This is a genomic window from Streptomyces sp. NPDC059524, from assembly GCF_042749255.1.
Classification (GTDB): domain Bacteria; phylum Actinomycetota; class Actinomycetes; order Streptomycetales; family Streptomycetaceae; genus Streptomyces; species Streptomyces xanthii.
The window spans coordinates 1-11,697 of record NZ_JBHYTK010000206.1; the positions used below are offsets into that span (position 1 = coordinate 1).

Sequence of the window (11,697 nt, forward strand, 5' to 3'; positions counted from 1 at the left end):
TGTCCCCGCCCCGCCGGGGGGCTTATTGGGCACCATGGGCCGGGGGTGGGGGACCTAGGGGCCCGGACCCGCACCCCGGGGACCGGCTGCCCCCTCCCGCGAACCGGCTCACCTGGCAGGCAGCACCCCCTCCAGGGCTTCCAGCGTGGGCTCCCGGCGGATGTCGATGTGCGCGTACGAGAGCGCCTCGGCCAGTTGCGCCTTGCCCGCGTACACCGCCGTGCAGATCCGCTTGTGCTCCTCGCAGTGCAGGCGGGGGCCCACATCCGTCGAGGTGAGGCGGAACAGCCAGTGCATCAGACCGAGCGAGGGCTGCAACGAGGCCTGCAGGAGGCGGTTGCCGGTCATGGTGATGATCTCGGCGTGGAACGCGGTGTTCGCGGCGGCGATGTCCGCCGGTGAGTTGCGCCGTGTCGCGTCCTCGGCCTCGTCCATGATCCGCTGCAGCGCGGGGTGCGCGTAGCCCTGCGCGCTGCGCTCCGCCGCCCGGCCCGCCGCGAACACCTCGAGGCTGAGCCGCAGGTCGAACAGCTCGTTCACGTCGCGCAGCGTCAGCCGGCGCACCGTGGCCCCGCGCCGCGGCGACGTCACCACGAGCCCCTCCTGCGCGAGCCGCAGCAACGCCTCGCGGACCGGGATCCGGGAGATGCCCAGCGTCTCGGACAGCTCCCGCTCGCGCAGCCGGCCGCCCTGCGGATAGGCGCCCGAGTGGATCCCGGCCCGGATGAAGGCCTCGGCCCGGTCCACGTGGGACGCCGCGCCCGGCCCGCCCCGGCGGGGGGCGGGCGCCTCGTCCGGGGCCTCGGCGAGGGCCCCGGCGACGGCCGTCACGACCGGTCCCGGAACGGCGGGAACGTCGGCGGGAAGAGCGTGTCGGGGTCACGGCCCAGGAGGTCGCGCTCGGCGTACGCCGCCCGCATCGTGTCGAACAGGCGCTGAGCCTCCTTCTGGAGGCCGGCGAGGTCGACACCGGGCAGCTCGCGGTCGACCAGCACCGGCCGCCCCGCGACGACGGACTGGGTCGCCTGCCGCGCCGTGCCGTTGAGGAGGAAGGTGCGGACCGGGTCGTCCAGGACGCCGTCGCGGATGTCGCCGAGGTCGAACGCGACGAGGTCGGCCTGGGCGCCGGGCTCGAGGCGGCCCAGGTCGGAGCGGCCGAGGGCGCGGGCGCCGCCGAGCGTGGCCGCCTCCACGTACTGCTCCACCGGCGCCGCGTCCAGCCGCCCGTCGACGATCTTGGCGAGGTGCACGCCGGCGTCCATGCCGCGGATCAGGTCCGGGGGGAAGGAGTCGGTGCCGAGGCAGAGATTGACGCCGGCCTCGCGGTAGGCGCGGAAGGAGTGCAGGGCCTCCCCGTAGCGCATGGACGTCTGCGGGCAGTGGATGACGGAGGCGCCGGAGCGGACGAGCGTGTCCAGGTCGCCGCGGTCCTCGCCGAACAGGGTGGGGTGGCGGTCGATGACCACGGAGTGCGGGATGAGCAGCCGGGTCTCGAACAGGCCGCTCTCCTCGATGAGTTGAAGCGGCGTCATACCGTGCCGGCGCTGGGTGATCTCGCGCTCCGTGGTGCCCTGCAGGGCGTGCAGGCGGACCAGGACGTCACGGCTGCGGGCGGTCTCCGCGGTCGCGCGCAGCAGTTCCGTGGAGAGCGTCTCGATGCGGCAGGGGAGCAGCACGCCGGTCAGCAGCGGGTCGTCCAGCTTCGCGAGGTGGTCGAGGAAGCGGACGGCGTCGGCGAGGCCGGCCCGGCCCAGTTCCTCGCGGAAGGCCACGTCGCGGCCGCCGTCGGCCGTCGCGACGTTGACCCCCGAGCGGTAGGCGGGGCCGAGGTAGCCGCGCAGCCCGATCCGGCGCGAGGTCTCGGCCATGGCGACGAGTTCGTCGTAGGGCTCGGCCCAGGAGCTGTGCACCTCGGAGGCGATCGGCATGTAGGTGGTGATGCCGTGCAGGGCGAGCTGCGCGAGGGCGTACTCGCGGACCGTGGCCCGCTCCTCGGGCGTGAAGACGTCACGGCGCCGGTGGTCGAAGTAGTCCTGGGACCACTGGAGTCCGCGTCCGTGGTCGGGGCTGTGCCACGAGTCGATGACGAGGTGGTCGATGTCGGTGAGAGCGTCCAGGTCGATGAGACCCGGCATGACGAGGGTGTCGCCGAGGTCGCGGTCGACGTCGACCGGGCCGTCGAAGCGCGGGCCGACGTAGACGATGACGTCGTCCTCCCACACCACCTCGCCGTCCCGCAGAAGAGCGTGCCCACCGTCCTGGTGGGCGAGTACGTGACGGGCGCGCCAGCGCGTGCGCATGGGACCTCCTGAGGAACGTCGGAGGTCGACAGCCTAGAAACTGGCATACCAAAAGGGAAGTTGTTCGGGGACTTCTCTTCCGGAGGGGTCTTCGAGGGGGTCCCCGGTCTCAAATAGTGAGGTGCCGAAAAAGAATTTCCGGCGATCGATCAAGTGTCTCGATGGCATTTACAGGTACCTGTATATGCGCGTCCACCTGGACTTATGTGAGGCCTACAGTCGCAGGTCGGAACGGCTGTGTGGTCCGGGTAAGGGCTCGGGCGGCACTTCGGAGGTTTCGGCGTCCGGCAGGGCTCTGGTGGGCGGACCGGTTCTTGGTATACCGTCCGGCCATTCCTGCCCCCGAGCACGGAGGAACCGACGTGTCGGATCCGCAAGTGTCGCCTCGTCGGACGCCCCGCGCCAGCACGCCGGAGCCCGCCGACGGACAGGTGGCCACCCTGCCCCCACCCCTTGAGAAGGCCGCCGCGGCCCCGTCCGCGGAGCCGGCCGCCGCCCGGTCCCTCCTGGCCACCGCCTGGCTGCGCATCCGGCGCAGCCGCATCGCCGTCGGCGCGCTGATCGTCGTGGCCCTGATCCTGCTCTTCGCGATCCTGGCCCCGCTGCTCACGCACCTCGAGGGCCAGGACCCGTACACCTCGCTGACCGGGCCCGACTACCTCGACGAGTTCGACACCCCGGGCCTGCCGCTCGAGTACTACCGGTACCCGTCCACCGAGCACTGGCTCGGCCTCGAACCGGGCCTGGGCCGCGACATCTTCGCGCGCATGGCCTACGGAGCCCGGATCTCGCTGATCATCGCCCTGCTATCGACCGCCGTCTCGGTCGTCCTCGGCACCGTGATCGGCGCGGCGGCCGGCTACTTCGGCGGCAAGGTCGACATGGTCATCAGCCGGATCATGGACCTCTTCCTCGCCTTCCCGCACCTGCTGCTCGTCCTGTCGCTCACCCCGATCATGCAGTCCCGCCTCGGCGGCACCGCACTGGACCAGGGCAGTCTGCTGCCGGTCGCCTCACTGGTGATCATCCTCGGCTTCTTCGGCTGGGCCTACCTCGCCCGCGTCGTGCGCGGCCAGGTGCTGTCCATCCGCGAGCAGGAGTTCGTCGAGGCCGCCCGCGCCTACGGCGCCTCACGCCGCAGCATCATCTTCCGGCAGATCATCCCCAACGTGATGGGCGTCGTCCTCGTCTACGCGACCATGCTCATCCCCACCAACATCACCGCGGAGGCCGCCCTTTCCTTCCTCGGTGTCGGCGTCAAGGACCCCACCCCGTCGTGGGGCCAGATGCTCAACGCCGCCCAGTCAGGCAACTGGTACCTGTCCGACCCGTGGTTCCTCGCGGTCCCCGCCGGCGCCCTCGTCATCACGGTCCTGGCCTTCAACCTCCTCGGCGACGCGGTCCGCGACGCCCTGGACCCCAAGTCCTCCCGCAACTGAACCCCCGCTGGAACACCGCTCCTCACCCTCTTCAAGGAGACGCAGTGACTCGACGTACAGCAGCCGCGATCGCGATCGTCCTCAGCAGCGCGATGGCCCTCACCGCGTGCAGCGGCAGCAAGCCGGCCCCCGGCTCCGGCTCCCGCGCGAACGCCGACGCCTTCGACCCCGTCCAGGTCGGCAAGGGCTTCGACACCAAGGGCGGCAACGTCAACGTCCTGATGTCCGCGGACTTCCAGACCCTGGACCCGGGCAACAGCAACTACGTGCAGACCGCCAACGTCGGCCAGCTCTACTACCGCACCCTCGTCATGGCCAAGGAGACCGCCGGGCAGCCGCCCACCATGGTCCCCGACCTCGCCACCGACCTGGGCAAGGCCTCCAAGGACGGCCTCACCTGGACGTACACCCTGAAGAAGGGCCTGAAGTTCGAGGACGGCAAGCCGATCACGTCCAAGGACATCAAGTACGGCGTCGAGCGCACCTACGCCCGTGACGTCTACACCCAGGCGCCGCAGGAGCTGAACGCCGCGCTGACCGACGACACGTACAAGGGCCCCTACAAGGGCGGCGACTTCAAGGGCATCGACACCCCGGACGACCGCACCATCGTCTTCCACCTGAAGCAGCCCTTCGCCGAGTTCCCCGCCCTGGTCTCCCGCTCCAACACGGCGCCGGTGCCCAAGTCGAAGGACACCAAGCTCGACTACACCAACCACCCGGTCTCCTCGGGCCCGTACAAGATCAAGTCGTACGAGCGCGGGCGCACCATGAAGCTGGTCCGCAACGACCAGTGGGATGCGTCGACCGACCCCAACCGGCCCGCCCTGCCCGACACGTTCACCTTCAGCCTCTCCACGGCGCAGGCGACCATCAGCCAGCAGCTGCTCGCCGACTCCGACCCGACGGCGATCACCCTCGACAGCCAGGGCGGCCTCCAGGCCTCCGACGCCTCGAAGCTGAACCAGCCCGACGTGAAGAAGCGCACCGCCGCCGGCCTCCTCGGCTGCACCGACGTGCTGAACCTCAACACCGAGACCATCAAGGACCCGCAGGTCCGCAAGGCCATCGCGATAGCCATCGACCGCAAGGCGATCCAGGTCCAGTACGGCGGCAACCGCTTCGGCCAGCTGACGCAGTCGTACATCAACGACGCGCAGCGCGGCTACGTCACCCAGCACACCGCCCTCGACCCGGCCGGCAAGCCGAACCCGGAGGAGGCCAAGAAGCTCCTCAAGGGCAAGGACTTCCCGAAGAAGCTCGTGTACGGCTACGCCGACGCCACCCCGCGCTACAAGAGCATGGGCAACACCCTCCAGCAGAACCTGAAGGCCATCGGCATCGACCTCCAGCTGCGGCCCATCCCGGCGGCGAACTACTACACGATCCTCGCCGGTGAGCAGATGCCCGACATCGCGCGCAGCGGCTGGTGCGGCGGTGCCGACAGCGGTTCGGTCCGCACCACGATCGACCCCAACATCGGCCCGAGCATCGACGGCAAGACCTACGGGTTCTCCAACATCCCGCGCTACTACGACAAGAAGCTCTCCAAGGAGCTGTACGAGCTGCGCGGCGCCAACGGCACCAGCGAGGAGCTCGGCAAGAAGTGGGCCGGCCTCTTCGACAAGATCATGCAGGACTACCCGCTGGTCCCGCTGACCCGCTCCTTCACCAACAGCGTCGTCGGCTCCAAGATCCGCGGTGCGCAGGTCGGCTACTTCTTCGGCTCGATCGACCTGTCGACCGTCGGCGTCGAGAAGTGACCACCTGACGAACCGACGAGCGAACTGACGAGACCATGACCAGATTCCTGCTGCGGCGCTTCGCCGCGATGATCGCCCTGCTGATCGTCATCAGTTTCGTGACCTTCAGCCTGTTCCAGCTCGGTCCGGCGGACCCGGCCGCGGCGGCCTGCGGCCAGGAGTGCACCCCTGAGCGTGTCGCCCAGGCCCGTGTCGCCCTCGGGATGGACCAGCCGTTCCTGTCCCAGTACGCCGACTACATGACGGGCCTGCTGCACGGCAGGTGGGTCGGTGCCCCCGGCAGCCAGACCCTGTGCGAATGGCCCTGCCTCGGCAAGTCGTTCCAGACCAACGAGAACGTCACCGCGATCATCGCGCGAGCCCTGCCGTACACCCTGTCCGTGGCCGTCGGCGCGATCGTCCTGTGGACCGTCGTCGGCGTCGGCCTCGGCATGCTCGCCGCGCTGCGCAAGGGGAAGTTCACCGACAAGGTCGTCGTCGGTGCCGCCTCCGTCGGCGTGTCCCTGCCCATCCCGGTGACCGGCCTGCTGCTCCTGCTGTTCTTCGTCAGCACGCTGCACGTCCTGCCGTTCACCACCAACGAGATCACCTCGCCGTTCGGGCCCGCCGGCCCCCGCGGCTGGGTCCTCAACTACCTGCTGCCGTGGGTGGCGCTCGCCGTCCTGTTCAGCGCCCAGTACATCCGCGTCACCCGCAGCAACATGCTGGAGACCTTCGGCGAGGACTTCATGCGCACCGCCCGCGCCAAGGGCCTGTCCCGGCCCAAGATCGTCTTCCGGCACGGCGCCCGGGCCGGCATCACGCCAGTCGTCACCATGCTCGGCCTCGACATCGGGCTGCTGCTCGGCGGCGCCGTCCTGACCGAGCAGATCTTCTCCGTCCCCGGCATCGGCTTCACCGCGGTGCACGCCGCCCAGTCCGGCGACCTGCCGGTGACCATGGCCATCACCATGATGGCCGCCTTCTTCATCATCGTCGCCAACGTCGTGGTCGACGCCGCCTACGCGGTCATCGACCCGCGAGTGAGGGTCAACTGATGACCACGACACCCACCCCCATGCTGGAGATCCGCGACCTGCGGGTCACCTTCCCGACCGACGACGGCCTCGTGCACGCCGTCAACGGGATGGACCTCACCCTGGCCCGCGGCGAGACCGTCGGCATCGTCGGCGAGTCCGGCTCCGGCAAGACCGTCACGAGCCAGGCCCTGATGGGCCTGCTGAAGGACACCTCCGCCCGGGTGAGCGGGCAGATCCTGCTCGACGGCACGGACCTCAACCCGCTGACCGAGGCGCAGATGCGCGCCTACCGCGGCAAGAAGATCGCCATGATCTTCCAGGACCCGCTCTCCGCGATGCACCCCTTCTACCCGGTCGGGACGCAGATCGCCGAGGCCTACCGGGTGCACAACCAGGTGTCCAAGAAGGCCGCGGCCGCCGTCGCCGTCGACATGCTCGGCCGCGTCGGCATCCCCGACCCCAGGAAGCGCTACTCGGCCTACCCGCACGAGTTCTCCGGCGGCATGCGCCAGCGTGCCATGATCGCCATGGCCCTGGTCTGCGAGCCGGAACTCCTCATCGCCGACGAGCCCACCACCGCCCTCGACGTCACCGTGCAGGCGCAGATCCTGGACCTGCTCGCCGAACTCCAGACGGAGACCGGCACCTCGGTGATCATGGTGACCCACGACCTCGGCGTCGTCGCCGAGGTCTGCCACCAGGTCGTCGTCATGTACGGCGGCGAGTGCGTGGAGCGCGCCACCGTCTCCGACCTCTTCAAGGACCCGCAACACCCCTACACCCAGGGCCTGCTGGCGTCGATGCCGTCCCTCACCGGGCAGTCCGAGCGGCTGCGGCCCATCCCGGGCTTCCCGCCCTCGCTGCTCGCCCTGCCCGAGGGCTGCCTCTTCGCCGACCGCTGCCCCGAGGCGCACCGCGTGCCCGACGCGGCCTGCGCCACCAGCCGCCCGGCGCTCACCGGGCCCGACATCCACCCGTCGCGCTGCCACCTGACCGTCGCGGCACCGGCCCGAGAGGTGGCCCGATGACCACGACCCCGCTGCTCCAGGTCACCGACCTGACCAAGCACTTCCCGACCCGTACGAGCGCCTTCCGCTCGGGCGGCGTCGTCAAGGCCGTCGACAACGTCAGCTTCTCCGTCGGCGCCGGCCAGACCCTCGGCCTGGTGGGGGAGTCCGGCTGCGGCAAGTCCACCACCGGACGCCTCCTGATGCGGCTGCTCGAACCCACCTCCGGCAGCATCAAGCTCGACGGCCGCGAGATATCCGAGCTGCGCCGCGGCGACCTCCAGGACTACCGCCGGCGCGTCCAGATGGTGTTCCAGAACCCGTCGTCCTCGCTCAACCCGCGCCAGTCCGTGGGCAGCGCCATCGCCGCGCCGCTGCTCGCCCAGCGCATCAACCCGCCGACCGGCATCAAGGCCACCGTCCGCGACCTGATGGACCGCGTCGGACTGCGCCCCGACCACTACAACCGCTTCCCGCACGAGTTCTCCGGCGGCCAGAAGCAGCGCGTGGGCATCGCCCGCGCCCTCGCCCTGGACCCGAAGCTGATCATCTGCGACGAGCCGGTCTCCGCGCTCGACGTGTCCGTGCAGGCCCAGGTCATCAACCTGCTCGAGGACATCCAGCGCGACACCGGCGTCGCGTACCTGTTCATCGCCCACGACCTGTCCGTCGTCAAGCACTTCGCGCACCGCGTCGCCGTCATGTACCTCGGCAGGATCATGGAGCACGGCGACACCCGCGAGGTCTTCGACAACCCCCGCCACCCGTACACGCAGGCCCTGCTGTCCGCCGTGCCGCAGGCCGACCCGGACGCCGACCGCAGCGGACGCGTCCGCCTCGCCGGCGACCTGCCGAGCCCCGCGAACCCGCCGTCCGGCTGCGTCTTCCGCTCGCGCTGCCCGCTGCGCCTCACCCTCGACGAGAAGAGCGCGAGCCGCTGCGCCGACGAGGTGCCGACCGGCAGCCCCGCCTGCCACCACATCGACATCGAAGAAAGGTGACCTCCGTGCTGATCCGTGACGTCCGCCCCTGGGGCGGCGAGCGCAGCGACGTCGAACTGTCCGGCACCCGCATCGCCGCGATCCGCCCCCACGACCCGGCGGCCGCCCCGGCCGGCGAGGTCGTCGAGGGCCGCGGCCGGCTCCTGCTGCCCTCCTTCAGCGATGTCCACGTCCACCTGGACTCCACCCGCATCGGCCTGCCGTTCCGCCCACACACCGGCGGGCCCGGCGTGTGGACGATGACGATGAACGACCGCGAGAACTGGCGCACGGCGGAGGTCCCGCTGGACGAGCGCGTCGCCGGCACCCTGGAGCGCATGATCGCCCGCGGCACCACCCGGGTGCGCTCGTACGCGCAGGTCGACGTGGACTGCAAGCTGGAGAAGTTCGACGCCGTCGTGGCCGCGAAGGAGAAGTTCGCGGGCCGCGCCGACGTCCAGATCATGACCTTCCCGCAGGCCGGCATCCTGCGGGAGAAGGGCACCGTCGACTACCTGGAGGCCTCGCTGAAGGCGGGCGCCGACGTCATGGGCGGCATCGACCCCTGCTCCCTGGACAAGGACCCCAAGCAGCACCTCGACATCGTCTTCGGCCTCGCCGAGAAGTACCAGGTCGAGGTCGACATCCACCTCCACGAGCCCGGCCACCTCGGTGTGTTCTCCACCGACCTGATCCTGGAGCGCACCCGCGCCCTCGGCATGCAGGGCAAGGTGACCCTCTCCCACGCCTACGAACTCGGCTCGATCAGCGAGTCCGTGAGCCGCCGTCTCATCGACGAGTTCGCCGAACTCGACGTCGCCATGGCCACCGTGGCGCCCTCGGTGAGCAACCAGCTGTCCCTCGCGGACCTCACCGAGGCGGGCGTCCGCGTCGGCCTCGGCGAGGACGGCCAGCGCGACTACTGGAGCCCGTACGGCAACTGCGACATGCTCGACCGCACCTGGCAGCTCGCCTTCACCAACAACTACCGGCGCGACGACCTCATCGAGATGTCGCTGGCCGTCGCCACCCTCGGCGGCGCCTCGATCATGGACCACGACGTGCCCCGCCTGAAGGGGATCGCCGACCGGCCCGGACTCGCGGCGGGCGACCGCGCCGACCTCCTCCTGGTCGACGGCGAGACCCCGAGCAGCGCCGTGATGGACCGCGGCACCGACCGCACCGTCCTGCACGACGGCGTCGTCGTCGCCGACCAGCTGGTGGTCAGCGGGGTCTGAGAAGGGTCCGACACCTGGTTCCGCTTCCGTGCGGGGCGCCTCCGTGACGACGGCGCCGTCCCGCCGGACGCGTGTGCCGGGTCGCATCGCACGGGAGCCGAACCGGGCGTCGGAAGGCTCGATTCCGGCGCTCCGGCTTGTTCCCGCACGGCTCTTGACGCCTCGGAACCCGAGGCCCCACAGTCGGGAGTTGCCCCGCCCGGTCGCAGCGACGCCAGGATCTCCGGCGTCCCGGTCGGGGCCAGTGACGCCCTCGCCGAAGCGTCCGGCCGGCCCACCCTCGCCCGCCGGGACCCTTCGGCCTGCCGGCCCACCATCCTCTCGCGCGGCCGCCGGCCCGCCCCCACGTCCCCGGACGCCCGGCACCGGCGCGCGCGCACTTCTTCCTTCCGCTTCCCCGGAGCGATCCGCGGAGTACTCCGCGGAGAAAAGGTGGTAGCAGGGCATGGCCGAGCACACACCGAACTCCCGCACCGCACCCCTGGACCCGCGGCACCGCGACCGCGTCTTCCGGCGGGTCGTCCTGCGGACCGTCCCCTTCATCACGATCGTCTACGTCATCGCCTGGATGGACCGCGTCAATGTCGGCTTCGCGAAGCTGACCATGCTGGACGACCTGTCCTGGAGCGAGGCCGTCTACGGCGCCGGCGCCGGCATCTTCTTCCTCGGCTACTTCCTGTGCGAGGTGCCGAGCAACCTGCTGCTGGAGAGGATCGGCGCCCGCAGGACCATCATGCGCATCGCCCTCGGCTGGGGCGTCGTCTCCGTCGCCATGGCCTGGGTGACCGCCCCGTGGCACTTCTACGTCCTGCGGTTCCTGCAGGGCGCGTTCGAGGCCGGACTGCATCCCGGCATCATCCTGTACCTGACGTACTGGCTCCCCGCGCACCGCCGCGGCAAGGCCGTCGCCGTCTGCATGTCGGCCTCGCCGCTCGCCATGCTCATCGGCAGCCCGCTGGCCGGATTCATCATGGAGCACACCGACGGCCTGCTCGGCCACGCCGACTGGCAGTGGCTGTTCGTCATCGAGGGCGTGCCGTCCGTGCTCCTCGGCCTGCTCGCCTTCTTCCTCCTGACCGACCGCCCGCGCGACGCCAAGTGGCTCACGATGGACGAACGCGCCTTCGTGGAGAGGGAGTTGAGCCGCGAGGCCGAGGCGGGCAGCGGTCGCGAGCACTCCCTGCGCGGGCTCCTGCGGCTCCGCACGACCTGGGTGCTGATCCTGACCCTGTTCTGCGTCATCACCAGCAACGCCACGCTGTCCTTCTACGGTCCCAGCCTCGTCGCCGACGCCGGATTCACCGACCTCGCCACCCTCGGCTGGATCATGTCGGGCGTCTTCGCCCTCGGCTGGGTGGGCATGCTCGTCAACGGCTGGTGGTCCGACCGGCGGCGCGAGGCGCGCCGGCACACGGCGTGGGCCGCCGCGACCGGAGCGGTCGGGCTCGTCCTGGCCGCCGTGGCCCAGCAGGCGGGCAGCTCGCTCGGCGTGCTCGCGGCGCTGGCCCTCTCCGCCTGCGGCACGATGGGCGCGATCCCGGTCTTCTGGAGCCTCCCGCCGCGCTATCTGTCCGGCACCGCGCTCGCCGCGGGCGTCGCCCTCATCAACTCCTGCGCCAATCTCGCGGGCTACTTCGCGCCGCAGTTCCTCGGCAGCATGAAGGCGAACACCGGCTCCTACTCGCTGGGCCTGCTGGTCATCGCGGGGGTGGAGCTGATCGGCGTGGTGCTCATCTTCCTGTTCATCAAGAAGGAGAAGACTCCTTCCGCTCCAGCCACACCCTCAACTCCCGTCGCTCAACAGTTTGTTGAATGACCGTCAGTGAGGTCGAAGGGGTCAACACTTGGGATCCAATAAATGGGATCCCAAGAGTTTTACCCCCGCAAAGGCCCGCGCCCCAAGGGGTACCAAACGGGGTGGGGATGGTGGATCCGGACCCCGGCACCGTTT

At 70.3% G+C, this 11,697-nt stretch carries 9 protein-coding genes; 7 read left to right on the forward strand and 2 right to left on the reverse strand.

Features of this window, described 5'->3' with window-relative positions; genetic code table 11:
- Nucleotides 1–108: 108 nt before the first annotated feature.
- Both ACFW9D_RS35125 and ACFW9D_RS35130 read right to left on the reverse strand, forming a co-directional pair.
- The gene (locus ACFW9D_RS35125) at nt 109–831 is read right to left on the reverse strand and encodes a GntR family transcriptional regulator (RefSeq protein ID WP_384628957.1); all 723 of its coding nucleotides are present in this window, start codon (nt 829–831) and stop codon (nt 109–111) included.
- Entirely contained in the window at nt 828–2,300 is a 1,473-nt protein-coding gene (locus ACFW9D_RS35130) for a chlorohydrolase family protein (RefSeq protein ID WP_384628960.1), read from the reverse strand. The genes ACFW9D_RS35125 and ACFW9D_RS35130 overlap by 4 nt, the downstream gene beginning before the upstream one ends.
- 440 nt (nt 2,301–2,740) lie before the next feature.
- On the opposite strand from ACFW9D_RS35130, the gene ACFW9D_RS35135 reads away from it, so the two are divergent.
- The 7 genes from ACFW9D_RS35135 to ACFW9D_RS35165 all read left to right on the forward strand — a co-directional run bounded on the left by ACFW9D_RS35135 (nt 2,741) and on the right by ACFW9D_RS35165 (nt 11,562).
- On the forward strand, nt 2,741–3,739 hold the full coding sequence (locus tag ACFW9D_RS35135; RefSeq protein WP_223206465.1) for an ABC transporter permease: 999 nt from the start codon (nt 2,741–2,743) through the stop codon (nt 3,737–3,739).
- A 44-nt stretch (nt 3,740–3,783) separates the two neighbouring features.
- Nucleotides 3,784–5,502: an ABC transporter substrate-binding protein gene (locus tag ACFW9D_RS35140; protein ID WP_384628963.1), complete on the forward strand. Its 1,719-nt coding sequence runs from the start codon at nt 3,784–3,786 to the stop codon at nt 5,500–5,502.
- A gap of 35 nt (nt 5,503–5,537) precedes the next feature.
- Nucleotides 5,538–6,539 carry an ABC transporter permease gene (locus ACFW9D_RS35145; RefSeq protein ID WP_384628966.1) on the forward strand — a complete coding sequence of 334 codons (1,002 nt, stop codon included), beginning with the start codon at nt 5,538–5,540 and terminating at the stop codon, nt 6,537–6,539.
- Entirely contained in the window at nt 6,539–7,549 is a 1,011-nt protein-coding gene (locus ACFW9D_RS35150) for an ABC transporter ATP-binding protein (RefSeq protein WP_384628969.1), read from the forward strand. Before ACFW9D_RS35145 ends, ACFW9D_RS35150 begins: the two co-directional genes overlap by 1 nt.
- Nucleotides 7,546–8,529, forward strand: a complete 984-nt coding sequence (locus ACFW9D_RS35155) for an ABC transporter ATP-binding protein (RefSeq protein WP_384628971.1) — start codon at nt 7,546–7,548, stop codon at nt 8,527–8,529. The genes ACFW9D_RS35150 and ACFW9D_RS35155 overlap by 4 nt, the downstream gene beginning before the upstream one ends.
- A gap of 5 nt (nt 8,530–8,534) precedes the next feature.
- Nucleotides 8,535–9,746 carry an amidohydrolase family protein gene (locus ACFW9D_RS35160; protein ID WP_384628973.1) on the forward strand — a complete coding sequence of 404 codons (1,212 nt, stop codon included), beginning with the start codon at nt 8,535–8,537 and terminating at the stop codon, nt 9,744–9,746.
- Nucleotides 9,747–10,191: 445 nt separating this feature from the next.
- Nucleotides 10,192–11,562, forward strand: a complete 1,371-nt coding sequence (locus ACFW9D_RS35165; protein ID WP_384628975.1) for an MFS transporter — start codon at nt 10,192–10,194, stop codon at nt 11,560–11,562.
- Nucleotides 11,563–11,697 lie beyond the last annotated feature (135 nt).

Coding starts and splice junctions, on each gene's coding strand:
- ACFW9D_RS35165 (WP_384628975.1), top strand. CDS start 10,192: ATGGCCGAGCACACACCGAACTCCCGCACCGCACCCCTGGACCCGCGG.
- ACFW9D_RS35145 (WP_384628966.1), top strand. CDS start 5,538: ATGACCAGATTCCTGCTGCGGCGCTTCGCCGCGATGATCGCCCTGCTG.
- ACFW9D_RS35155 (WP_384628971.1), top strand. CDS start 7,546: ATGACCACGACCCCGCTGCTCCAGGTCACCGACCTGACCAAGCACTTC.
- ACFW9D_RS35130 (WP_384628960.1), bottom strand. CDS start 2,300: ATGCGCACGCGCTGGCGCGCCCGTCACGTACTCGCCCACCAGGACGGT.
- ACFW9D_RS35150 (WP_384628969.1), top strand. CDS start 6,539: ATGACCACGACACCCACCCCCATGCTGGAGATCCGCGACCTGCGGGTC.